The sequence below is a fragment of the Mycobacterium sp. ACS1612 genome, from assembly GCF_001667505.1.
Classification (GTDB): domain Bacteria; phylum Actinomycetota; class Actinomycetes; order Mycobacteriales; family Mycobacteriaceae; genus Mycobacterium.
Map to the genome: position 1 here is coordinate 247,155 of NZ_LZHZ01000063.1, position 23,578 is coordinate 270,732.

At 67.7% G+C, this 23,578-nt stretch carries 22 protein-coding genes; 12 read left to right on the plus strand and 10 right to left on the minus strand.

Annotated features, from left to right (window positions below; all coding sequences use genetic code 11):
• The first annotated feature begins 184 nt into the window (after positions 1-184).
• Together A5724_RS26450 and A5724_RS26455 are read left to right on the plus strand one after the other, a co-directional pair.
• Positions 185-1,381 carry a DUF3068 domain-containing protein gene (locus A5724_RS26450; RefSeq protein ID WP_067809553.1) on the plus strand — a complete coding sequence of 399 codons (1,197 nt, stop codon included), beginning with the start codon at positions 185-187 and terminating at the stop codon, positions 1,379-1,381.
• 47 nt (positions 1,382-1,428) lie between these two features.
• Positions 1,429-3,057: a hypothetical protein gene (locus A5724_RS26455; protein ID WP_232004988.1), complete on the plus strand. Its 1,629-nt coding sequence runs from the start codon at positions 1,429-1,431 to the stop codon at positions 3,055-3,057.
• A gap of 187 nt (positions 3,058-3,244) precedes the next feature.
• Here A5724_RS26455 and A5724_RS26465 read toward each other — a convergent pair whose 3' ends face one another.
• The gene (locus A5724_RS26465; protein WP_067809241.1) at positions 3,245-4,402 is read right to left on the minus strand and encodes a glycosyltransferase family 4 protein; all 1,158 of its coding nucleotides are present in this window, start codon (positions 4,400-4,402) and stop codon (positions 3,245-3,247) included.
• 36 nt (positions 4,403-4,438) lie between these two features.
• Here A5724_RS26465 and A5724_RS26470 point away from each other — a divergent pair, with 36 nt between their 5' ends.
• Together A5724_RS26470 and A5724_RS26475 are read left to right on the plus strand one after the other, a co-directional pair.
• Positions 4,439-5,203, plus strand: coding sequence for a bifunctional 2-polyprenyl-6-hydroxyphenol methylase/3-demethylubiquinol 3-O-methyltransferase UbiG (locus tag A5724_RS26470; RefSeq protein ID WP_067809243.1), 765 nt, complete (start codon positions 4,439-4,441; stop codon positions 5,201-5,203).
• 55 nt (positions 5,204-5,258) lie between these two features.
• Complete coding sequence (locus A5724_RS26475; RefSeq protein ID WP_067809245.1) at positions 5,259-6,740, plus strand: aldehyde dehydrogenase; 1,482 nt, start codon at positions 5,259-5,261, stop codon at positions 6,738-6,740.
• 11 nt (positions 6,741-6,751) lie between these two features.
• Here the strand turns inward: A5724_RS26475 and A5724_RS26480 are convergent, their stop codons facing one another.
• Positions 6,752-6,997, minus strand: a complete 246-nt coding sequence (locus A5724_RS26480; protein WP_067809247.1) for a hypothetical protein — start codon at positions 6,995-6,997, stop codon at positions 6,752-6,754.
• A 400-nt stretch (positions 6,998-7,397) separates the two neighbouring features.
• On the opposite strand from A5724_RS26480, the gene A5724_RS26485 reads away from it, so the two are divergent.
• On the plus strand, positions 7,398-7,970 hold the full coding sequence (locus A5724_RS26485; protein ID WP_067809555.1) for a TetR/AcrR family transcriptional regulator: 573 nt from the start codon (positions 7,398-7,400) through the stop codon (positions 7,968-7,970).
• On the opposite strand, the gene A5724_RS26490 is transcribed toward A5724_RS26485, so the two are convergent.
• On the minus strand, positions 7,967-8,488 hold the full coding sequence (locus A5724_RS26490; RefSeq protein ID WP_067809249.1) for a dihydrofolate reductase family protein: 522 nt from the start codon (positions 8,486-8,488) through the stop codon (positions 7,967-7,969). The genes A5724_RS26485 and A5724_RS26490 overlap by 4 nt on opposite strands.
• A gap of 1 nt (position 8,489) precedes the next feature.
• Positions 8,490-9,401: a helix-turn-helix domain-containing protein gene (locus A5724_RS26495; protein WP_067809251.1), complete on the minus strand. Its 912-nt coding sequence runs from the start codon at positions 9,399-9,401 to the stop codon at positions 8,490-8,492.
• An 82-nt stretch (positions 9,402-9,483) separates the two neighbouring features.
• Between A5724_RS26495 and A5724_RS26500 the strand changes: the two genes are divergently transcribed.
• Positions 9,484-10,623: an acyl-CoA dehydrogenase family protein gene (locus A5724_RS26500; RefSeq protein ID WP_067809253.1), complete on the plus strand. Its 1,140-nt coding sequence runs from the start codon at positions 9,484-9,486 to the stop codon at positions 10,621-10,623.
• Positions 10,620-11,564, plus strand: a complete 945-nt coding sequence (locus tag A5724_RS26505) for an acyl-CoA dehydrogenase family protein (protein ID WP_067809255.1) — start codon at positions 10,620-10,622, stop codon at positions 11,562-11,564. The genes A5724_RS26500 and A5724_RS26505 overlap by 4 nt, the downstream gene beginning before the upstream one ends.
• Here the strand turns inward: A5724_RS26505 and A5724_RS26510 are convergent.
• On the minus strand, positions 11,542-12,363 hold the full coding sequence (locus tag A5724_RS26510) for an arylamine N-acetyltransferase (protein WP_067809257.1): 822 nt from the start codon (positions 12,361-12,363) through the stop codon (positions 11,542-11,544). The two genes, A5724_RS26505 and A5724_RS26510, sit on opposite strands and share 23 nt — an antisense overlap.
• A gap of 57 nt (positions 12,364-12,420) precedes the next feature.
• Between A5724_RS26510 and A5724_RS26515 the strand changes: the two genes are divergently transcribed.
• A complete protein-coding gene (locus A5724_RS26515; RefSeq protein WP_067809560.1) occupies positions 12,421-12,993 on the plus strand; it encodes a hypothetical protein in 573 nt (190 codons plus the stop codon).
• A 60-nt stretch (positions 12,994-13,053) separates the two neighbouring features.
• Complete coding sequence (locus tag A5724_RS26520) at positions 13,054-14,430, plus strand: HNH endonuclease signature motif containing protein (RefSeq protein ID WP_082965304.1); 1,377 nt, start codon at positions 13,054-13,056, stop codon at positions 14,428-14,430.
• On the opposite strand, the gene A5724_RS26525 is transcribed toward A5724_RS26520, so the two are convergent.
• From A5724_RS26525 to A5724_RS26535, 3 genes are read right to left on the minus strand one after another with little or no spacing between them, the layout of a single operon-like run.
• Complete coding sequence (locus A5724_RS26525) at positions 14,427-14,750, minus strand: hypothetical protein (RefSeq protein WP_067809258.1); 324 nt, start codon at positions 14,748-14,750, stop codon at positions 14,427-14,429. The genes A5724_RS26520 and A5724_RS26525 overlap by 4 nt on opposite strands.
• A 37-nt stretch (positions 14,751-14,787) precedes the next feature.
• Entirely contained in the window at positions 14,788-15,570 is a 783-nt protein-coding gene (locus A5724_RS26530) for a crotonase/enoyl-CoA hydratase family protein (RefSeq protein WP_067809260.1), read from the minus strand.
• Positions 15,571-15,585: 15 nt separating this feature from the next.
• On the minus strand, positions 15,586-16,950 hold the full coding sequence (locus tag A5724_RS26535) for a hypothetical protein (protein ID WP_067809262.1): 1,365 nt from the start codon (positions 16,948-16,950) through the stop codon (positions 15,586-15,588).
• Positions 16,951-17,087: 137 nt separating this feature from the next.
• On the opposite strand from A5724_RS26535, the gene A5724_RS26540 reads away from it, so the two are divergent.
• Genes A5724_RS26540 through A5724_RS26550 form a run of 3 tightly spaced genes read left to right on the plus strand, consistent with a single transcriptional unit; the run spans position 17,088 to position 20,797 of the window.
• Positions 17,088-17,891: a lysophospholipid acyltransferase family protein gene (locus A5724_RS26540; protein WP_067809264.1), complete on the plus strand. Its 804-nt coding sequence runs from the start codon at positions 17,088-17,090 to the stop codon at positions 17,889-17,891.
• Between the two features lie 4 nt (positions 17,892-17,895).
• Positions 17,896-19,542 carry an acyl-CoA ligase FadD12 gene (gene fadD12 / locus A5724_RS26545; protein WP_067809266.1) on the plus strand — a complete coding sequence of 549 codons (1,647 nt, stop codon included), beginning with the start codon at positions 17,896-17,898 and terminating at the stop codon, positions 19,540-19,542.
• Positions 19,543-19,552: 10 nt separating this feature from the next.
• On the plus strand, positions 19,553-20,797 hold the full coding sequence (locus tag A5724_RS26550) for an alpha/beta hydrolase (protein ID WP_067809269.1): 1,245 nt from the start codon (positions 19,553-19,555) through the stop codon (positions 20,795-20,797).
• Here A5724_RS26550 and A5724_RS26555 read toward each other — a convergent pair.
• Positions 20,784-22,202 (minus strand): wax ester/triacylglycerol synthase family O-acyltransferase, encoded by a 1,419-nt coding sequence (locus tag A5724_RS26555; protein WP_067809271.1) that lies wholly within the window; start codon positions 22,200-22,202, stop codon positions 20,784-20,786. The two genes, A5724_RS26550 and A5724_RS26555, sit on opposite strands and share 14 nt — an antisense overlap.
• Before the next feature lie 24 nt (positions 22,203-22,226).
• A complete protein-coding gene (locus tag A5724_RS26560) occupies positions 22,227-23,450 on the minus strand; it encodes an alpha/beta hydrolase (RefSeq protein ID WP_067809274.1) in 1,224 nt (407 codons plus the stop codon).
• Between the last annotated feature and the right edge of the window lie 128 nt (positions 23,451-23,578).

A 23,578-nucleotide genomic window follows, 5' to 3' on the forward strand; every position in this document is an offset into this window, starting at 1 on the left:
TCACGACGACCAGTGTGCCGTGCGGATCCGCCGACTGAAAAACGGGTAGTCAGGCGGCCATTGGCTAATGCATTCGTAGTAAGGATCGGCTTTAGTTTGGACTGTTAGGGTCGAACGGGTTTGCCGCCAGTCCCTGGTCGGGGCGGGGGCGAAGTGGTCTGTCGGGTAAGTGAAGGAGGGCGGCTTGAACCGCACCGTGGCGATGCGCATAGCAGCCTGCGGAATCTTGGGGCTGGGGGCCGCCCTGTTGATTGCCGCGTTGCTGCTGTCCACGTACACCAAGGGCAAGATCGCCAAGATCCCGCTGAACCTGGACGCCACCCTGGTCGCCGACGGCACCGGCACCGTGTTCGATCCGGAGTCGCTGAACTCCGACAAGTTCGTGATCAACAAGAACGTCCCGGTCGTGCAGCAGCAGCAGATCAGCGTAGAGGCGCCTTCGAACGCCGACGTCGTCACCCTGCAGGTCGGTAACACGCTGCGCCGCACGGACAAGCAGCAGGACGCGGGTCTGTTGCTGGCGCTCGTCGACACGGTTACGGTCAACCGCAGGACCGCGACCGCGGTCTCCAGCGAAAGCAACCCGGGCGGTGCCGTGCAAAAGCCGCGCGCCGTCGACGACACCGTGCCGCCGACCAACATCGCCCTTCCGCACGACGGGCTGGCCTACCGGTTCCCGTTCGACACCGAGAAGCGCACCTATCCGGTGTTCGACCCGATCGCGCAGAAGGCGTTCGACGCCAACTACGACGGCGAGGAAGACGTCAACGGGCTGACCACCTACAAGTTCAGCCAGAACGTCGGCTACGACGCCGATGGCAAGCTGGTCGAGCCGGTCAAGTACTCGTCGCTGTACGACGACGACGCCGACGCCGAGGTCACCGCGCGGGCCTCATTGTGGGGGCTGCCGGGCAACCCGGACGAGTCGATCACCCTGACGCGGTACTACGCCGCGCAGCGCACATTCTGGGTGGACCCGGTGTCCGGCACGATCGTCAAGCAGAAGGAGCACGGCTTCCACTACTACGCACGTGAGCCGCTCAAGCCCGAGGTGACGTTCGCGGACTACACCGTCACCTCCACCGAGGACACCGTGGAATCCCAGGTGGCCAGCGCGCGCGACGAGCGCGACAGGCTGGGGCTGTGGGGCCGCATCCTGCCGATCACGTTCACCGCGATCGGGTTGGTGGCCGTCGTCGGCGGCGCGTTGCTCGGGTCGTTCAGCCTGCGTGCAGAGTCGGCGCTGATCGATCCCGGGCTCGACGAGGCGGACCACAACTTCTTTGACACCCGGGGCATCCAGGTTCCAGGCGCCGAGGCCAAGACCGAGAAGCTGCCCGCGCCGCGGCCGACGGATCTGCCTCCCGACCGCCCGGTCTGATCAGGCGCCTCCTCGCGCCGGCGTACGCGCTGGCGCTCGCTCTGCTGGTGACGGGGCCGCTGCTGGCACCCGGATATCTGTTGCTGCGCGACGCGGTGTCGACGCCGCGGTCGTATGTGTCCGATGCGGCGCTCGGGTTGTCGGAAGCCGCACCGCGGGCGTTGCCTCAGGACTTCGCGATCGCGATGGCCACCGAGATCGTCGACGGCGGCCTGGTGGTCAAGGCGCTGTTGGTGGGCGGGCTCTTCCTGGCGGGCTGGGGCGCGGCCAGGTTGGCGTCGGTCCTGCTGCCGGAGGCAGGTGTGGCCGGTCAGGTCGTCGCGGTGACCATCGCGATCTGGAATCCCTATGTCGCCGAACGTCTTCTGCAGGGGCATTGGAGCTTGATGGTCGGTTACGGCTGCCTGCCGTGGGTGGCGACGACGATGCTGCGACTGCGAACGCCGGACGTCACACCGTGGGTCGAGGTGTGCGCGTTGGTGTTCTGGATCGGGCTGGCCGGGTTGACGCCCACCGGGGTGATGCTGGCCGCGACGGTCGCGTTGACGTGTGTCTTCGTGCCAGGCGCGGGCCGCCCGCGATGGTGGTGCGCGACGATGGCGCTGGCCGCCTCGGTGCTGGCGGCGCTGCCGTGGCTGACCGCGGCGGCGCTGGCCGGGTCGTTGTCGTCGACGCAGGCCGACGGCGTCGGCGCATTCGCCGCAAGGGCCGAACCGGGTCTCGGCACGTTGGGCAGCCTGGCCAGTCTCGGCGGGATGTGGAACGCCGATGCTGTACCCGCTTCGCGCTCAACAGCTTTCGCGATCGTCTCCGCGGCGGTACTACTTTCCGTGGTGGCGCTGGGGCTGCGCACCGTCGTACGGCGACCGCAGGCGGTCCCGCTGTTGATCCTCGCGGCGATCGCCGTCGTGGTCCCTGCGACCATGGCGACCGGTCCGGGGATGGCCGTCGCGGAAGCCACCATCCGCGCGCTGCCCGGCCTCGGCGTGGTGCGTGACGCGCAGAAGTGGGTGGCACTGGCTGTGCCCGCCTACTCGCTCGCAGGTGCCGCCGCAGTGGTCGCGGTGCGGCATCGGATCCCGGCCGCGGCCACCGCCGTCCTCTGTTGTGCCGCACTGCTTGTTACGCTGCCCGATCTGGCGTGGGGCGTCGGCGGCAGGATGACAGCCGTGCATTACCCGCCGGGATGGGCGCAGACCGCGGCGCTGATCAACGCCGATCCGCGGCCCGTCGCGGTGCTACCCGTGGACAGCATGCGCCGTTTCGCGTGGGCGGGTGACGCGCCGGTGCTCGACCCGCTGCCGCGGTGGGTGCGTGCCGATGTGTTGACGACGGGTGATTTGACCATCGGCGGCCGCACCATTCCCGGCGAGGGCAACCGCGCCCGCGAGGTTCAGCAGTTGGTGCTTGACGGCGCGGACCGCAACCGGTTGGCGGCCGCGGGCGTGGGCTGGGTCGTCGTCGAAAACATCTGGCATACAGGGTGGTCCCCGCCGGAGCTGCCGCTGCCAGTGGCTTACCGCGACGGCGACCTCACGCTGTACCGGGTCGGCGGCGACCATCCGGTCGCGGCGGGCCGCGGCGTGATGGTGGGTGTGCACTGGGTGTGGCTGTCCGCGATCGCGGTGGGGCTGGCGGGATTGGCGGTGGGGCGACTGCGCAGACCGGTCAGGTAGGCCACCGGCTGTTGAAGACGTCGAGGACGTTCGGCAGCTTGGCGCGGTACCGTGCGCGGTCGGCAGTGACAAGCTCACCCATGAACACATCTACTGGGACCAGGCCAGTGTGCTCGTGCAGTTGGGCTTGCTCGACCCGGAGGGACTGCCGGTGGCCGGGGTGGAGACCCAACGCGCTGATGACCGGCTAGAGAACGCCGCTGACGATTCGTCGCGCGTGCACGGACTCCAGCACCGTGCGCATTGCCTCTGCGCTTTGGTGCCAGGAGAATTCGCTGCTGCGGGCCTGCGCCTTGGCACCGAGTTGGTCCCGCAGCACCCGGTCGGTCAACAGCCGGTACAGCTGGTCGACAAGGTCGTCGCGGTCGTCGACCAGAAGCCCGGTCACCCCGTCGACGATCGAGTCCGTCAGCCCGCCCGAGGACCGGTAGCCGATCGTTGGCACGCAATGCTGCCCCGCCTCAGGCACGGCCAACCCCCATCCTTCCTTGCGGGACGGCAGCACCTGCACCCAAGACTGTTGCAGCACACGGTGTTTGGTCTGGTCATCGACGTGGCCGTGGAACGTCACCGCGTCGGAGATACCCAGCAGCGCGGCGTGTTCGACCAGCGGCTGCTGCCACCACCCGCCGCCGAGGATGTCCAGGTGCAGCTCCGGCATCCTGGGCCGCAGTGCGGCGACCGCTTCGAGCGCGTCCTCGATCTGCTTGTGCGGTACCAACCGCGACAGCACGACCACACGCGGCGTCGTCGACCGCGACACGGTCAGCGTCTGCGGGGGCGCCTCGTCAAGACCGTTGCGCACCACCGCGATCTGAGCGGGCCGCACGCCCAGACCGGTGAGGTCCCGCGCAGAGGGCAGTGACACCGTGACGTACTGATTGCGGCGGTGCACCCGAGGCGACAACCTCGACTCGACGAACCAGCCGATCCTGCCCAACACCGGGCCCGCCACCGGCCACTGCTCGCGGTGGCAGTGGTGCACCAGCACCGCGACCCGCCTGCCGAACGCCCACCGCGCCATGAACGGCAGGCCGTTCTGGGTGTCGATGACGACGTCCGGCCTCGCCTTGCGCAGCGGGCCGAGGCCGATGCGCGCCAGCACCATCGCCAGCCCGGCCCAGATGTAGACGGAGTACGGCCCACCTGCGCGGCTGATCTGCACGCCGTCTTTGACCTCACGCCGTCGAGCGCCCGGATAGTGGGCGGTGCGCAGCGTGACCCGCACGCCGGATGCGGCCAGTCGGGCGCCGATGCGCTCGAGGTAGGCCTCGCTGCCGCCACCTTGCGGGTGCCCGGTGTCGCGCCAGCAGAGCAGCAACACGGAGCGGACGGGTGCGGACATCGCCGCCCAGACTATCCGCTGGCTAGGGTCTGGTTGATGGCCGTGACCGATGTCTTCGCCCGACGGGCGAACCTACGCCGGTCGCTGCGGCTGCTCAGCCAGTTCCGCTACGAGCAGCCCAACCCCGCCCGGTTCTACGGCGAGCTCGCCAAGGACACCGCGACGATGGTGGGCGACCTGTGGCGCGGCGTCGGCGGCGGGCCACCTGCGGGCCGGACCGTCGTCGACATCGGCGGTGGCCCAGGCTATTTCGCAGACGCGTTCAACGCCGCGGGGATGCGCTACATCGGAGTGGAGCCGGATCCGGCCGAAATGCACGCCGGTCCTGCCGCCGACGACCGCCGGACCCCGTACGTGCGGGCGTCCGGCACCGCGCTGCCGTTCGCCGACGGCAGCATCGACATCTGCCTGTCGTCCAACGTTGCCGAGCATGTGCCGCAGCCGTGGCGCCTGGGCCGCGAGATGCTGCGGGTGACCAGGCCCGGCGGCCTGGCGGTGCTGTCGTACACCGTGTGGCTGGGGCCGTTCGGCGGCCACGAGATGGGCCTCACGCACTACCTCGGCGGGGCTCGCGCGGCAGCGCGCTATACCCGCAGGCACGGCCATCGGCCCAAAAATGACTACGGATCGTCGTTGTTCGCGGTGTCGGTGTCCGACGGTCTGCAATGGGCCGCGAGCACCGGCGCCCTCGTCGCCGCATTTCCCCGCTACCACCCGCGATGGGCGTGGTGGCTGACCGGCGTGCCGGGGTTGCGGGAATTCGCGGTGAGCAATCTGGTGCTCGTGCTTCGGCCCTCGTGAGCGACTGAACTGGAACAGGTTCTCGTTTTTCGGATCAGTGGGTAGTGTGACGCTCATGACACAGAGTGTGGACACCGCGTACAAGACCGACTACGACAAGCTGTTCATCGGCGGTAAATGGGTCGAGCCGTCGACAGAAGAGGTCATCGAGGTGTTCTCCCCCGCGACGGGTGAGAAGGTCGGGCAGGTGCCGTTGGCGGCCGAGGCGGACGTGAATGCGGCCTGCGCCGCCGCACGCAGGGCGTTCGACGAGGGCCCGTGGCCCCAGACGCCGCCCGCCGAGCGGGCCGCGGTGATCGGCCGCGCGCTCAAGCTGCTCGAGGATCGTGCCGATCTTTTCAAGCATCTGCTGAAGCTGGAGACCGGCCAGCCGCCGACGATCGTGGACATGATGCAGTACGGCGCCTCGGTGTCGACGCTGCAGTTCTACGCCGGCGCCGCCGACAAGTACACGTGGAACGAGATCCGCGACGGCATCTACGGCCAGACGCTGGTCACCAAGGAGCCGGTCGGCGTCGTCGGCGCGGTGGTCGCGTGGAACGTCCCGCTGTTCCTCGCCGTCAACAAGCTGGGCCCCGCGCTGCTGGCCGGGTGCACCGTCGTGCTCAAGCCTGCTGCCGAAACCCCGTTGTCCACCAACGCTTTGGCTGAGGTGTTCGCCGAGGCCGGCCTGCCCGAGGGCGTGCTGTCGGTGGTGCCAGGCGGCCCCGAGACCGGGCGCGCGTTGACCGCCAACCCGGAATTGGACAAGTTCACGTTCACCGGAAGCTCCGCGGTGGGCAAGGAGATCGGCAAGCTCGCCGCCGAGAAGCTCAAGGCGTGCACGCTCGAACTCGGCGGCAAGTCCGCTGCGATCATCCTCGAAGACGCCGACCTGGACTCGACGCTGCCGATGCTGGTGTTCTCCGGCCTGATGAACTGCGGGCAGGCCTGCGTCGGCCAGACCCGCATCCTCGCGCCGCGGTCGCGCTACGACGAGGTGGTCGAGAAGGTGTCGGCCGCCGTCGCGGCGATGCCGGTGGGCCTGCCCGACGACCCGGCGTCGATGATCGGCCCGCTGATCTCCGAGAAGCAGCGCGAGCGCGTCGAGGGCTACATCCGCAAGGGCGTCGAGGAGGGCGCGCGGATTGTCACCGGCGGCGGTCGGCCGGAAGGACTTGACGGCGGCTGGTTTGTCCAGCCGACGGTGTTCGCCGATGTGGACAATTCGATGACCATCGCCCAGGAGGAGATCTTCGGGCCGGTGCTGGCGATCATCCCGTTCGACACCGAGGAGGACGCGATCCGCATCGCCAACGACTCGGTCTACGGGTTGGCGGGCAGCGTGTTCACCACCGACTTCCCGAAAGCCGTCGAGATCGCCAAGAAGATCCGCACCGGCACGTACGCGGTCAACATGTACGCGTTCGATCCGGGCGCCCCGTTCGGCGGCTACAAGAACTCGGGCCTCGGCCGCGAGAACGGTCCGGAAGGCATCGAGCAGTACTGCGAGGCCAAGAGCATCCTGCTGCCGTTCGGCTACACGCCGGAGATCTAGCCCGGCCTGCGTCAGTGGCCGAACGATGCCCGCGGCTTGGTGGGCCTCGGCTGATTCTGCGCGAAGCCGGTGCACGTGCCGAGATGGCCGGCCACGCACGGCACACCGTTCATGGTCGGCACCGGGCCGCCCGACCTCGGCGTCGGGGCGCCGTTGTAGCCGTTCTGATCCAGCGGAGCAGCGGCGGCCGTCGGAGCGGCCAGCACCGCGGCGGCACACAAAGCGGCCGTGAACGACCTGCACAGACGCGCGGTCATGGTTGTCACCCTACGCATCCGAGTCGGTCTGAGCTGGGAACGCACCGATTATGCTCGGCACCATAATGCCTGGGTGCCCAGCGAGCGCAATACGCCGTTCACCTGCGCGTCAACTGAACCAAGTGTGATGGGGAATACATTCGTTGCGCCCATGTGTTGCCAAGTTTATGCTGTTTGGCATAGACAGGGAGGCACCCGATGTGGATCGTTGAGGTCAACTTCGCCGGCCGCCGGTTCACGCACGAGGTGCACGGGCCCCGTCGTCGGTTGTTCCACTTCAGCCCGCGCCCCTTTAGTTGGCGTCCATCGCAGCTGAGGCGCGCTGCCTGACCAAGCGTTGGGGGTAGTTCTGTCCACCGCGACCAAGACCGGGACCAAACGCGGGTCGACGCGCACCAAGATGTTGATCAGCGCCGCTGAAGTGCTGCGCGAGCGCGGAGCGGCCGGCGTCACCATCGACGAGGTGCTCGCCCGCAGCGGCGCGCCGCGCGGTTCGGTGTACTACCACTTCCCCGAGGGCCGCAACCAGATACTGACCGAGGCGTTGCAGTACGCCAGCAACCTGGTCTCCGATGTCATCGACGAGGCCGCCGCCAAGGGCGGTATGCACCTCGTTCGCAGGTTCGTCACGTTCTGGGAGGACCTGCTCGTCGAAAGCGATTTCACCGCAGGCTGTCCCGTGGTGGCCGCGGCAATCGGGTCGGCCGCCGACGAACCCCAGCTGACCACCGTCGCGGGCAGCATCTTCAGCCGGTGGCGCGATGCGCTCACCCGCGCGTTCGTCAGTGACGGCTTTGACGAGCCCTGCGCGGCCTCGTTGGCCATCACGTGCATCGCGTCGTTGGAGGGCGCGGTGCTGCTGTGCCGGTCGACACGCAAGGTCGACCCGCTGCGGGATGTCGCCGCAGAGCTCGAATTCCTGATCAAGTCAAGGGAATTCGTCCGCCGCTACGGACTGCCCGGCCACGACTAGGCTCTGCGCCACCGCGCGCAGACGAAGTCGCCGTTGACGCCGGATTCGACCAACGCCCACTCGGAGCGCGTCGGCAGCAGCCGCGAGCCACCACCGAGCGAGCACGGCGTGTACGTCACGATCATCTCGTCGATCAGGCCTGCCGCGACGAAATGTGCGGCCGTCTGGCCGCCGCCGACCACCCACACGTCCTTACCCGTCGCCGCCGACACCAACTTAGGATGCAACTGTTCGACGTCGCCGTCGAACACCTGGACCGGATGTCCGTCCTCGACGATCTGCGCGCGGTGGGTCAGCACCCAGGACGGCTGGTCGTACATCCAGTCGCCGGGATGGTTGTTCTTCACCCATTCGTAGGTCGCCGAACCCATCACCAACGCGCCGACACCCTTGATGAACGCGTCATATCCGAACGGCCCGTTCGGGTCGACGGCGCGAGATGTCAACCAGTCCAAGCTGTCTGCTTCGTCGACGATGTAGCCGTCCAAGCTGGACGCGGTGAAGTAGACGGTCGCCATGTCAATTCCCTCTCATCCAGGCCAGCGGATCGCCCGCGCCGGTCCGCACGCCGTGCCGGGCCAGCATCGCGCGGGTGAGTTCGCGCCGGTGCGCCGAGTAGGTCAGCACGTGTGCGACGATGCCGTACAGCTGAAACGACTCGGGCGGGTCGCACAGCGCGTCGATCACCGTGTCGCCGAGGCGTCCGTCCGCGGTGTACTCGGAAACCATTGCAGCCCAGCGTTTTGCGATCTCGTCGTGGTGGGCGGCGAGCGCTTGCGGGGTGGTCGACTTGGTGGCCGCCCGGCTCGGGAAGTCGCGGCCTTCGATGGTGGCCAGCCACACCTCTTTGGTCCAGACGATCGCACCGAGCACGGCGCCGACGCTTGGCTCGGGACCGTCCCAGTCCAGGATCACCTGTCCCGGTGAGATCTCCTGCGTCCATTGCGCTTCGGACAACTGGGCGGCCTGGTCGATCAGGTACGCGGTATCGGCGACGTCGTGCGCGACCATGAGTGCAGAGATGTCGGGCTCCTTGCTGTCGCCGTCGCTGTCCAGCCACAGCGACTGAGGCGGATGGAAGTGCAGACCGTTGGGCGCAGGCAGCCGAAACTGGACCTCGGCGGCGCGGGACGGCGGCACACCGAACGTGCGGCTGAAGGCTCGCGAGAACACCTCGGCCGACGACCACCGCTCGGCGGCGGCGACCGCTGACACCGACTCGCCGCGGTGCAGGCGCCATGCCGCGCGCTCGAGCATGATCCTGCGCCGCAGCGCGGCCGGCGATTCGCCGGTCAGCCGCCGCACCTCACGGGAGAAATGGAACTCCGAGGCGTAGCTGCTGCGCGCCATGTCGCCGAGGTCGGTGTTGTCCGCGTCGACGACCGCGTCGAGCAGTTCACGCAGTCGGTCCCGGCGTGCTGGATCGGTCACGGTTACCGAGTATGGTCGGCGGCCCGCGGTCGGGACATGACAATTCTTGCTGCGTTGGCGGCTCACTAGACTCTGGTGCCCAGTGAGCGAATTCGATGCGTTGTGCGCCAACGACGGCGAACTGGGCCGGCTGCGGAGTTCTGTCCGCGAGTTCCTGGCCGCCGATCGCGCGCGGTACGGCTGGGAACCCGCCGTCGACTGTTGGCTGGCGAAATGGGACCCCGATTTCTCCGGCCGACTGGCCGACGCCGGATTCGTCGGCCTGACGATCCCGACGGAGTACGGCGGTCGCGGGCTGGGCTATCTGCACCGGTACGTCGTCACCGAGGAACTGCTCGCACACGGTGCGCCCGTCGCGGCGCACTGGATCGCCGACCGGCAGGTCTCGCCCGCGCTGCTGTCCTACGGCACCGAGGAACAGCGACGCCGCCTGCTGCCGCGGATCGCCGCGGGGCGGCTGTACTCGGCGATCGGGATGAGCGAGCACGGCGCAGGCTCGGACCTGGCCGCCGCGCAGGCCAGAGCCACCCGCACCGACGGCGGCTGGGTGCTCAACGGGACGAAGGTGTGGACCAGCGGCGCGCACGTCGCGCATCAGATCGTCGTTTTGGCGCGAACCAGCCCGCTGGACCCGCAACATCGGCACGCCGGCTTCTCGCAGTTCATTGTGCAGACCTCGGCGCCGGGCATCACGATCAGCCCAATCAAGTTGCTCAACGGCGAACACCACTTCAACGAGGTGCTCTTCACCGACGTGTTCATCCCCGACGAGGACGTGCTGGGGCAGATCGGCGACGGCTGGCACCAGGTCACCGCCGAATTGGGCTTCGAGCGCAGCGGACCGGAGCGGATCCTGTCCACCGCGACACTGATCTTCAGTGCGATCCGCGCGCTGGGCGACGTCGACGACGGCGTTGCCGCCGACGTGGGCGACCTTGTGGCGCGGCTGATTTCGCTGCGGCAGCTGTCGATCTCGGTGGCCCGCACGCTGGCCGACGGACAGGACGCGGCCACCAGGGCGGCGCTGGTGAAGGATCTGGGTACGCGCTTCGAGCAGGATTCCGTCGAACTGGTCGCCGACCTGCTCGACTATGTCGAGGAGCCAGAACCGTTGCGCGCGTTGGTGTCCGCCGCACGGGTGCATTCACCGCTGTTCACGCTGCGAGGCGGGACGAACGAGGTGCTGCGCGGCGTGGTGGCCAAGAGCATGGGGGCGCGATGAGCGAGTTGACGCAACTGATCGACGACCTGTGCAGCAGGTCGACCGGTGACGACCTGTGGCGCAACCTGGAGGACACCGGGCTGGCCCGGCTGACCAGCAGGCAGGACGCCGGGCCGGCGGACGCGGCGGTGGTGTTGTCCGGTTTGGCGAAACATGCTGCCGCCGTGCCGATTGCGGAGACGGATCTGCTCGCGGTGTGGCTTGCGGACACGGTCGGGCTGGCGGTGCCCGCGGCGGGACCGCTGACCGTGGCGATCGCCGACGCCACCGAACGCGACGGCCGCATCACGGGGACCGCCCATCACGTACCGTGGCCGACAAGCACGGTCGTGCTGGCGGCACGGAGGTCCGGGGCATTGCACGTCGCGCTCATCGACGGGGTGGCACAGGGCTCCTTCCCGTTCGACATCCCAGTCGGTGACACCCGCGTCGCCGACATCGAGGTGGCCGCCGAACTGACCCGGCGCGGCGCATGGGCGCGGTGCAACCAGATCGTCGGCGCGCTGGACGGGGCGTGCGCGCTCACCGTCGCGCACACCGCGGAGCGGGTGCAGTTCGGCCGCACGCTCAACAAGTTCCAGGCCGTGCAGCATTCGCTCGCCGCCATGGCTGGTGAGATCGAACGCGCCCGCGCGGCAACGGCATTGGCAGTCGCGGCCGCGGCGGACCACGGCTTCGGTCATGCCGCGACCGACTATGCGGTGACGGTCGCAAAGGTGGCGGTCGGCCGGGCGGTCGATCCGGTGACGACGATCGCCCACCAACTGCACGGCGCCATCGGTGTCACGGCGGAACACCGGCTGTGGCTGTACACAATGCCTGCCCGTAGCTGGGTCGACGATTTCGGCACGACGGCGACCCATGCGCGGCGCCTCGGCCGGATGGTGCTGGCGGCGGCTGATCCGTGGGACGTGGTGGTCAGCTGTCCAGCACCTCGGTGATGCGCGCCGCCACGTCAGCGCGGTCGCCGAGGTCGGCCACGTCGATGCCGAAGCGGTCGGTCAACGCGGTGAGCACACCCGCCGCGGTGTCGAAGGTGATCTGCTCGGTGCCGTCCGCGCGGTGGATCGCCAGGTGACGGCCGCGCAGGTTGTACCTGGCGTCGTCCTGCACCACCGCGGCGGTCAGTCCGGTGACGAACCGCGACTCCGGATACGTTGACACATACCAACTTCCGACCTCGAGGTCGATACGAGGTTGCGGGCAAGTGGTGAACATGTACAGCGGTTGCCACGCGCCGCGAATCTGTGCCTCCAGTTGGTAGCCCTCTGCCCGCTGAGTAAGGCGGTACGGCTCGTGTCGCGTCTCCTGCACCGGTCCTGCCTCCAGCCGGATCGGCGAGGTCAGCGTCTGCCCGCCGAAGCCCACGTCGACCAAGAGTCGTCTGTCGCCCCCGGGCATGCTCACGCCCAGCACCTGGTGGGTCTGTGCGGGCAGCGGACCGTCAGGATTCGTCCAGACCACCCGACCCGCAAAACGTTCGACGCCGTAGCCCAACTCTTCCAGGACGTAGCCCATCAGCCCGTTGTGTTCGTAGCAGTAGCCGCCGCGGCGGCGGTGCACCAGCTTGTCGGTCAGGGCGGCGGCGCTGAGGTCGACGACGGGAATGCCGAGTAGCGGGTCGAGGTTCTCGAACGGGATGGCGCGGTTGTGTGCGGCCACCAGTGCGCGCACGGTGTCGATTGTCGGGTCTGCTGGGCCGCGGTAACCGATCCGGTCGAAATAGGCGGCGACGTCCATGCCGTCATCCTGCGACCTCAATACGGGTTGAGGTCAACCCGGTGCGACACTGGCGTGGTGGCCGCCCATCTGACTGAGGAACTACGCGAGGATCTGCTGGCGCGGTGGTCGGAGACGCACCGCAGGCATCACAACGTGGCGCATCTGCACGAGATGCTCGACGCGATCGGTCAGCTCGCTGACGCGGGCATCGAGTTCGACCGCGAGGCCGTGGAACTGGCGGCGTGGTTCCACGATGCGATCTACGACATCGGCCGCGACGACAACGAGGACCGCTCCGCGGAGCTGGCGCGCGATCTGCTGGCGTCAGCACCGATCCGCGACGAGGTGGCCCGGCTGGTGCTCGTCACCAAGACGCACAAGGTCGCCGATGAGGACGTCAACGGTGCGGTGCTCAGCGACGCCGACCTGTCGGTGCTGGGCAGTGAGCCGATGCGGTACCTGGCGTATGCGCAAGCGGTCCGCGAGGAGTACGCCGCCGTCCCCGACGAGGTCTTCAAACCCGCACGGGCGCAGGTACTTTCGGCGCTACTCGATGGGCCGTTGTTTTACACCGCCGAAGGGCGGCAGCGGTGGGAGGAACGCGCCCGCCGCAACATCGCGGAAGAGATCGCCACGCTGACGGGCTGACCGCTCAACCTGTGGATAACTCTCTGCAGTTGTCAGCAGTTCGAACTAGTGTTCGAACACATGAGGACGCGCGTCATACCTGATCCGGCGGCCATCGTCGCCGCGGTGGACCGGTTCGACGCGGCACAAGCCGAGTTGGCAGCGCTGTCCTTCGACGCGCTCAACGGCCCACAGGCATTGGCGATCAAAGACCGGCTGGAAACGGTCGCCCGCCGCCAATGCGCTGTCGATCACCGACTCACCGCGCAGCTGGTGATGCAGACCAGCCCGCGTGAATTGGGTGGAACGTCGTGGCCGGATGTGTTGTCCAACCGGCTACGCATCAGCCGCGCGACCGCCCGCCAACTGCTCGATGAAGCAGCCGATCTCGGCCCCCGCACTGCGATTACCGGCGAGCCGCTGGCACCGGTACTGCCGAATGTCACCGCGGCTCAGGCCGCAGGAACCATCGGCACCGACCATGTGCGAATCATTCGCCAGTTTTTCACCGACCTGCCTGACGCCGTTGATCCCGAAACCCGTCAACAGTGCGAAGCCACCTTGGCGAGCCTTGCGGCCGACCACACCCCGGACACGCTGCGCAAGGCCGCCGAGCGGTTAATGTCCCTCGTGCATCCGGATGGCGACTTCTCCGACGTCGACCGGGCCAAGCGCAGAGGCGTGGCCGTCGGGAAACAAGAGGCCGACGGCACCAGCACAATCACCGGTCGGCTCGACCCTGAAGCGAGGGCCACCTTCGACGCGGTCCTATCGAAGTTGGCCGCACCGGGGATGTGCCACCCCGACGACGAAACCCCTTGCGTGACAGGGACCCCCAGCCAAGAGCAGATCGACAACGACCATCGGTCCCAGGCCCAACGCAACCACGACGCGTTGAAAGCCATGGGCCGCATGCTCTTGAGCTCCGGCGAACTCGGCCAACACAATGGCTTGCCCGTGACCATCGTCGTGTCCACCACGCTGCAGGAACTCGAAGCGGGCTGCGGCCGAGCGGTCACCGCCACGGGAACGCTGCTACCCATGCCGACGGTGATCAGGATGGCCAGCCACGCCTATCACTACCTGTCAATCTTCGACAAGCGCACCGGTCGGGCGCTGTATCTGGGTCGGACTCGGCGGATCGCGTCGGCTGATCAGCGCATCGTGCTGTTGGCAAGGGATCGCGGCTGTACCCGCCCCGGTTGCACCGTCGCCGGGGCCAACTGCCAGGCACACCACGCGGTTGACGACTGGGCCCACAACGGCCAGACCGACGTCGACGATCTCGCGCTCGGCTGCCCCAAGGACAACCGGGCCGTCAAGCCCGGTGGCTGGACGACAAGAAAACGCCGCGACGGCCGCACCGAATGGATCCCACCACCGCACCTCGACAGTGGGCAATCACGCGTGAACGATTACCACCACCCGGAGAACCTGCTGCGCCCGGACGGTGGCTAGGGGCGCCCTCGCGACGGCGTCTGGTTCGCCACGCCGTGCCGCAGCGGAGTGCCAGGTTCGGCGGCGGTCGACTCGCTGACCGTAGAGCCGTGCGGCGTATGCGCGGCGCCCGGTGCTTTGGCCGGGTCGCCCGGCGACGGCTCAGCGCCATGGGTCAGCTCCCGCAAGCGGGCATGCAGCAGTTCCAGCACCGGGATGCGGTTGCCGTGAGACTCCTCGTGGGCGAAGAGACCTCGCAACTGTTGCTCGTCGAGGCTGCGGATGCGGTGCCGCAGTTCGGTCAGTGGCAGCTGGTCGTAATCCGGCAGTGGCAGATCCATGCCCACGGGTTGCCCGCCACGCCGCCCCGGAAAACCGTCAGGTGCCAGTCCACTTCGGTGCGCGCTTCTCGGCGAACGCGATCGCACCTTCCTTGGCGTCGTTGCTGCTGAACACCGGCATCAGAATCCGGGTCTGCTTGGCCCACATCTCATCGGGGCTCCAGCCCCGCGATTCGACGATGATCCGCTTGGTCGCCGCGACGGCCAGCGGCCCGTTGACCGTGACTCGCTCAGCGAGTTCGATCGCGGCGTCCAGCACCTTGCCGGGCTCGGCGAGCGCGTTGACCAGACCGAGTTCCAGCGCACGCTGCGCGGGCAGCCGATCGCCGGTCAACGCCAACTCCATCGCGATGGCGGGCGGGATGCGCTGTGGCAGTCGCAACAGTCCGCCGCCGCCGGCGACCAGGCCGCGCTTGACCTCCGGGATACCGAAGGCGCCGTCCGTCGACGCCACGATCAGATCGCAGGCAAGAGCCAACTCCATGCCACCGGCGAGTCCGAAACCTTCGACCGCAGCGATCAACGGCTTGACCGGCGGACGTTCGGTGAAGCCCATGCCACGGCCCTCGACCACCACGTTCTCGCCGCGTGCGAAGGCTTTGAGGTCCATGCCCGCGCAGAACGAGCCACCGGCGCCGGTGACGATGCCGACGGAAAGGCTGGGATCGTCGTCGAGTCGGTCGACCGCATCCGCCAAGCCCTGACTCACCGCGGCGTTCACGGCGTTCTTCGCCTCTGGACGGTTGATGGTGATGATCAGGATCCGGTCGCGCTGCTCGACCAGGACTACATTTTCGCTGTTGTCTGTCACGCCGGTGATGCTAGCCCGACCGGTTCACGCCGGCGGCGACGCAGCCTCCAACTCGATCTCGGAAATGGCGGACCGGCTCTTACCGTCCGCCGAGCCCAGAGTGGAGATCCACACCACGACATTCGACACAGGTGCCGAGGCGCTCACCGGAATCCGGTTTCGCCCCGGCCGCATCGGCGTCGGTGCGGTGAGGTCGGTCGTGTCGGTCAGCGCCGCCGGTTGGTTGTTCGCGGCCGCCCGCACCTGCACGACGGTATCGGTGCTGTTCAGGTCGACGGTCACCGCGCTGATCGCGGTCGGTCCTGCCAGTTGCACCAACAGCCCGATGCCGGGCTTGAACTTCGGGAACGGTTCGGCGTCGTAATACGTGTCGGTCGACCAGGCGGTCGCCGGGTCGCCGTCGATCGCCGCCCCCGCCTCGGCGGGGCTGTCGGGCGAACCGCCAGGCGAGAACACCGCCGCCGCCGCAAGCGGCACCCGCTCGCCTGGCGCCGCCGCGCTGGTCAGCGCCCGCGGCGGCGGGGGCGCGACCGACGATGTGTTCAGCCCCAGTTTGTCGGTGTCGAGCCCGCCGGCGTCACGGTCCTCGTCGAGGATGCTGTTCAGGCTCGATCCCAGACCCGCGAGCGCGAGCGCGACGATCACCGCCGTCGTCACGAGGCCCAACCGCAACACCCCGCGACGCGCCGCGGCGGCCCGCTCGTCCGGTCCGAAGTTCCTGAAGGCCGCGTACTGGCCGGGCGGGGGCGTCGGCAGCGGCGGCATCACCCTGCCCCCGCCGACCTCGTCGTCGGTGGCCGCTCGCAGCAACGTCAAAAGTGTTGCAGCGCTAGCGATTCCGTCGTCTTCCTGATGCAGGCCCGCCAACGTGGTGGCGACCAGATACGGCAACCCTGGCTCGCGGTTCAGCAGCACCCGCATCGCGTCGCCGATGCCGCGGAGGTCGGCGGCGACCGTCGCGTCCGGCAGTGTCGCGGGGAACGCCAGCGCCGCGTGGCCGTCGAGGCCGACGCGCACCCGCGCCGGGCAGTCCACCGACAGCAGCAGCCCGGCCCGGTGGGCGGCATCCGCGGCGGCGGCCAACGACTGCATCGCGCTGGCGACGCCGATGGCCGATGGTGCGGTAGCCGCGATCTCCTCGAGGCTGCCGCCGTCGATCCACTCGGCCACTACGACGCCGAACCGTCCGGTGTAGAACACCTCGTTCACCGGCGCGAGGCCGGGCATGTCGACGCCTTTGAGGCGGATGGTTCGGGCGAGGATCTCGTGCACGAATTCTTCCGGCAGTGCGCCGTCGGGGTCGACGAGCGTCATCGCCACCTCGCGGCCCGTCGCGAGGTCGACAGCTCGCCAGAACTGCAGGGGCGGCCGCGCGCCGTGGCCGGCCACCAACCGGTAGCGGCCGTTCCCACGGTGGCGCCTGGCGTCGTCATTTGTCGACGTGGTAGCCCTGCATCAGCGGTTCTAAACCGGACGGCCGCTCATGTACCCTAACTAGAACACGTTCTAATTTGAGGGAGACTCAGATGGCGTCGACCGGCACGTCGCAGCTCACGAAGTGGGATCCCGAGCTCACCGAGCGCGTCATGGGCCTCACGCGGCCGTTCCTCAAACGCTACTTCCGCTCAGAAGTTCGCGGCCTGGAGTACATGCCGGCAGGCGGTGCGCTGCTGGTCAGCAACCACTCCGGCGGGATGCTGCCGATGGACGTGCCGATCCTGTCGGCGCACTACTACGAGAAGCACGGCTACGACCGCCCGCTCTACACGCTCAGCCACGACATGCTGTCGGTGGGGCCGACCGGAGAGTTCTTCAAGAAGATCGGCTACATCAGCGCCAACCACGAGAACGCCGACGAGGCGTTGCGCTCAGGCGGCCTGGTGGTGGTGTTCCCCGGCGGCGACTACGACGTGTACCGGCCGACGTTCTCAGAGAACAAGATCGACTTCGGTGGCCGCACCGGGTACGTGAAGGCCGCGTTGAACGCGGGCGTGCCGATCGTGCCGACGGTCGGCATCGGCGGGCAAGAAACGCAGATTTTCCTCTCCCGCGGCACCTGCTTGGCCAAGCGGCTGGGTCCGATCGCGCGGTTGGCCCGCACCAAGATCGTGCCGATCTCGTTCGGCTTCCCGTTCGGCCTGAGCCTGGTGATCCCGCCGAACATTCCGTTGCCCGCCAAGATCGTCATGCAGGTGCTGCCGCCGATCGACATCGTCGCCGAGTTCGGCGAGGACCCCGACATCGACGAGGTCGACGCCCATGTTCGGCACGTCATGCAGCGGGCGCTGGACGAACTGGCTGCGCAGCGCACGCTTCCCGTGTTGGGTTGAGATCATGGCGATCACCGACCGGCTCACCGAAACCCTTGGCGTCGTCGCGACCATGAGTCGCGCCCGCCTGCTCGCGCCGATGCGCCCCGACAAGTACCTGCGGATCGCGCAGGCGATGCAACGCGAAAACATGGCGGTCACTTCGGGATTCGCCGCCGCCGCACAACGCTGCCCTGACCGGCCCGGTCTGGTCGACGAACTCGGCACGCTGACCTGGCGGCAGATCGACCAGCGCGCGGACGCACTGGCCGCGGCGCTGCAGGCGTTGCCGGGCGGACCACCGAACGTGCTGGGCCTGATGGCGCGCAACCATCGCGGCTTCGTCGAATCGCTGATCGCCGCCAACCGGATCGGCGCCGACGTGCTGCTGCTGAACACGTCGTTCGCGGGGCCCGCACTGGCCGAAGTGGTGCAGCGCGAAGGCGTGGACGCGGTCATCTACGACGAAGAGTTCACCGACACCATCGACCGCGCGCTCGCCGACAATCCGAACGCGACACGGATCGTCGCCTGGACCGACGCGCCACGGGACGGCCTGACGGTCGAGAAGCTGATCGCCGAGCATGCCGGTCGCGAACCGCGACGGCAGCGCGGCAAGGCGCGCGAAAAGGCAAGAGTCATCCTGCTGACGTCCGGCACCACCGGAACTCCCAAGGGCGCCAAGCACTCCGGTGGCACCGACGGCGGACCGGGCATCCTCAAGGCGATCCTGGACCGCACCCCGTGGCGCGCCGAGGAGACCGTGGTGGTCGTGGCGCCGATGTTTCATGCGTGGGGTTTCTCCCAGTTGATCTTCGCGGCGTCGATGGCGTGCACCGTCGTCACCCGCCGCAAGTTCGACCCCGAGGCCACGCTTGAACTCGTCGACCGGCACCGCGCCACCGGCCTGTGCGTGGTGCCCGTGATGTTCGACCGCATCATGGAACTGCCCGACGAGGTGCGCAACAAATACAGCGGGCGCTCACTACGGTTCGCCGCCGCCTCCGGTTCGCGGATGCGGCCCGACGTTGTGCTCAAGTTCATGGATCAGTTCGGCGACGTCATCTACAACAACTACAACGCCACCGAGGCGGGCATGATCGCCACGGCGACCCCACAAGATCTGCGTGCCGCGCCCGACACCGCGGGCAAGCCGGCCGGTGGCACCGAAATCCGGATCCTGGACAGCGATTTCAACGAGGTGCCCCGGGGCGAGACGGGCAGCATCTACGTCCGCAACTCCACCCAGTTCGACGGCTACACCTCGGGCAAGACCAAGGATTTCCACGACGGCTTCATGTCGTCGGGGGATGTCGGATATCTCGACGAGGCCGGACGGCTGTTCGTCGTCGGCCGCGATGACGAGATGATCGTCTCCGGCGGCGAGAACGTCTACCCGATCGAGGTCGAGAAGACGCTGACTGCGCACCCCGACGTGGCGGAAGCGTCCGTGATCGGGGTCGACGACGAGCAGTTCGGTCAGCGTCTGGCCGCATTCGTGGTTTTGACCGAGGGCGCGGCGGCTACCCCCGACGTACTCAAACAGCATGTCCGAGACAACTTGGCGAATTACAAGGTGCCCAGGGAAATCATGATCCTCGACGAACTACCGCGCAGCAGCACGGGCAAGATCGTGCGCCGCGAACTGCAGGAGCGCGCGGCACGTGCGTAGACGCTTCCCGATGCTGCGCGCCTGCGCAGAACTGCTGAACGCTGCCAACGGCGTGCGGCCGATCGGCCGCGAGGGCTACATCACCCTGCCGGTGTTCGCGTTCGGTTGGCCGACGACCGAGATGTCCGCGGTGTATCTCGCCGCGTCGATGCTCGACGCGGCACGGCGAGGGCTGCGTGGCGACTTCCGCGGCACCCGGGGCCGAATCGCGTTGCTGTTCACCGTGATCGCGTGGGCGCTGCTTTGGCTGATCCAACGCCGCAACGTCGCGTCCAAACCGTATTTCGAGGAGCCGCTGCGCCAGACGTTGGGCGATGACTACGAGCGGATCGCGGCGCAATCGCAACCGGCCACGGCACGTCGGATGATCGGGGTGTGGCCCAGCGAACTGGTCCGTCGCCGCTACGTCCAAAAAGCCAGTACGGTGCGCTACGGTCCGCACCGCAGGGCCAACTTAGCCGACATCTGGCGGCGGGCCGACCTGCCCCGCGACGGTAAAGCGCCGGTGCTGCTACAGGTGCCGGGCGGCGCGTGGGCTATTGGCATGCGGCGACCGCAGGCCTATCCGCTGTTGAGCCATCTCGCCGAGCGCGGCTGGGTCTGCGTGTCGATCGACTACCGGGTCAGCCCGCGCCACACGTGGCCCGACCACATCATCGATGTGAAACGCGCGCTGGCGTGGGTCAAGGAGAACATCGCCGAGTACGGCGGCGACCCGGATTTCGTCGCGATCACCGGCGGATCGGCGGGCGGACACCTGTGCGCGCTGGCTGCGTTGACGCCCGACGATCCGCAGTATCAACCGGGATTCGAAGACGCCGACACCTCGGTGGCCGCGGCGGTGCCGATCTACGGCCGCTACGACTGGGTGACGGCCAGGGGCAGCGGCCGCAGGGAGTTCATCGGGTTTCTGCAGAAGTTTGTGGTGAAGAAGCGCATCGCCGAGCACAAGCAGATCTACGTCGACGCGTCGCCGATCATGCGATTACGGCCCGACGCCCCACCGCTATTCATCCTGCACGGCACCGACGACTCGATCATCCCGATCGCGGAGGGACGCGAGTTCGCGGCCGCGATGAAGGAGACATCGACGAACGTCGTCGCCTATGCCGAGATCCCGCACGCCCAGCATGCGTTCGACTTCTACTACGGCTCACCGCGGGGGCATTACACCGCCCAGGCAGTGGAGACGTTCCTGTCCTGGGTGCACGCCACCCGCGCAGACGTATCAAACGACAGCGCTACTGCGCCATAGCCTTTTCGACGACCGTCAGCTCCTCGGAAAGCCCCGCCGCACGCCGGATTTCGACGAAGGCCGCGACCATCGCTTCGGTCAACTCGTGCGGGTCGGCCAGCGTCGCCCCGTCGGAGAGCACCGAGATGTTGAGTTGGTCGACGTAACTCCACACCGTGATGTTCAGCCCGCTGCCGGTGGTGAGCGGGCCGACGGAGTAGATCTCGGTGACCAGCGCTCCGCCGACCCGGCCCGGCTCACGCGGACCCGGCACATTCGAGATCGGGATGTTGAGCACCTTGTTCTGGCCGTCCTTGTCGGCCAGCCAATGGAACAACCGCTCCGCGGGCGCCGGCGGGAAGTACGCCGCCCACCTGCTGACCAGTTCGGGGCCGAGCAGGTGATGCGCCTCCTTGGCGTCCACCGCCCCGTCATGCACGGTGCGCACCCGCTCCAGCGGATCGTCGAGGTGGATGGGCACCACCATCATCACGCCGGTGAAGTAATTGCCCGAGATGCGTTCCGGTGAGAAGTCGAAACTGACTGGGACGGAAGCCAACAGCGGATGGTCAGCCTGTCCGTCGTACTTCAGCGACAGTTCGCGCAGCGCTCCGGCCGAGATGGCCAGCACCATGTCGTTGATGGTCACGCCGAGGTGCTTGGCGGTCTGCTTGATGTCGGCGAGCGCCAATGTGGCCGTGGCGAACTTGCGCTGCGCATCGACGCGGTGGTTCATGAACGACGGCGGAGGGGTAAACGGTCGCGTCAGATCGGGCGACAACTTGCGCGAACTCTTCCTGACCCGCTGAATGCCCTGCGCGGTGTAGCGCACCACGCCGGGGAAGCGGCCGATGTGGCGCATGTGGTCGGCGAACGCCGAACGCAACAACTCGCCTTTGGTCGGCGCCGGATCGGTGGCATACGAATCGCGGTCGTTCTGCGGGCCTTGTTGCAGGTCCATGCCGCGGGCCAGCAGGTTGGCCGAGGCCACCCCGTCGGCGAGGGCGTGGTGGATCTTGCCGAGCACCGCGATCCTGCCGTTGGCCAAGCCTTCGATGAAGTACATCTCCCACAGTGGTTTGGTGCGGTCCAGCGGACTGCTCGCGATCTCCCCGACCGCCTCGTCGAGTTGACGACGACCGCCTGGCGCCTTCACCCGGTACGGCCGGATGTGGTAGTCGAGGTCGACTTCGCAGTTCTCGCGCCACATCGGATGGTGCATCTTGCCGGGCACCTCGACGAGTTGATAACGGAACGGATCCAGCTTGTGCAGCCGACCGTGGATCACCTTGCGGAACTCGTCGACGCCGAAGCTGCGGCCACCGAGATCGTCGAGTTCGATCACCGCCAACTTGAGGGTGTGCATGTGCACGGTGGGCGTCTCGCTGTACAACAACACAGCGTCCCACCCGCTAAGCCTTTTCACCGCGCTCCTCCCTGTGGGGGAAGCTTAGATCACCTGCTTGGCCCGCGTGAGCGATCGGTTGCGGTGAATCTGGTTGAGAAACAGGCCGATTGCAGTTGCCATCGATCCGGTCCTGGCACCGTCGATCATGTCGAACGCATGCCCGGCGCCGGGCAACTCGATATAGCTGACCACCGAGTGCGACGCCTTGCGCAGCGTCTCGACGAAACTGCGCGCCTGCTCGACGGGAATGACGCTGTCGCCGGTGCCGTGAATGACCAGGAACGGCGGCGCGTCCTCGTGCACCCGCGCTATCGGCGACGCCTTGCGGAACACGTCGGGGTGTTTGGCGATCTTGCGTTTGACCACGACGCGTTCCAGGAAGTCGACGAAGCGTGCCCGTTCCGCCGTCGACCGATCCTCCCAGTCGTAGCGGCCGTAAATCCCGACGACGGCGTCGACGGAGGTGTCCGAACCTTCCGGCAGGTCGCCCTGCATCGCGGGATCGTTCGCGGTCAGACCGGCCAGCGCCGACAGGTGTCCGCCGGCCGAACATCCCGCTATCGCAACGAAATTGCGGTCGCCGCCGAACTTGTCGACGTTGGCGCGCGCCCACGCGATCGCCGTCTTGACGTCGGTGATGTGTGCAGGCCAGCGATGGTGCGGCGCCACCCGGTAGTCGATCGACAGGCAGACCCAACCCATCTCCGCCAGGTGCGACATCAGCGCGTAGCCCTGCAGCATCCTGCTGCCGTGTACCCATGCCCCGCCCGGCACGAACAGCAGCACGGGTGCGGGTTCGGCGGTCAGATCCTTCCTGCGCCACACGTCGAGTAACTGCGAGGGAAGGTTGCCGTAGCGGACCGACGTCCGGTGCACGTTTCTACGGTGCTGCCGGAACTTCCACAGCGGCGGGACGCTTTCGGGCGCCGGCCAGTCGATCGCGAGGTCCTTGGCGGCTACGACGCCGCGCAGTGCTGCCTCGGTGACGGTGTTGGTGGCATCGCGTTCCTGCTGGCGCAGTTCTGCGTTGCCGGGCTCGAACCAGGAACGCGCGGTCGCGCCGAGAAAATCGGGCACGTGCCGATAGCCCCAGACGCCCATCGCTGTCACCGCGCCAAGGGGCTCAAGGTGTTTCCCGATCACGGGCAGGGAAGCAGACGCAACGCTCATGGCCAGCATATAGTCGGACGGACCTGCGTTCAGCAACCATCGGGCACGAGTCCACAGCGTCGGGCCTGGATACCGGATGTCCGGTCGTGCCGTCATTGCGCGACTGTACCCCGGCCGCCCAGCGCTAAACGACAACATCGTGAAGATGTCTACTAACCGGACCTCTAAGATCGTCTTGTGACCTGTATCACGTCTATAGGCGGTCACGGCGCCGCGGGTTAGCT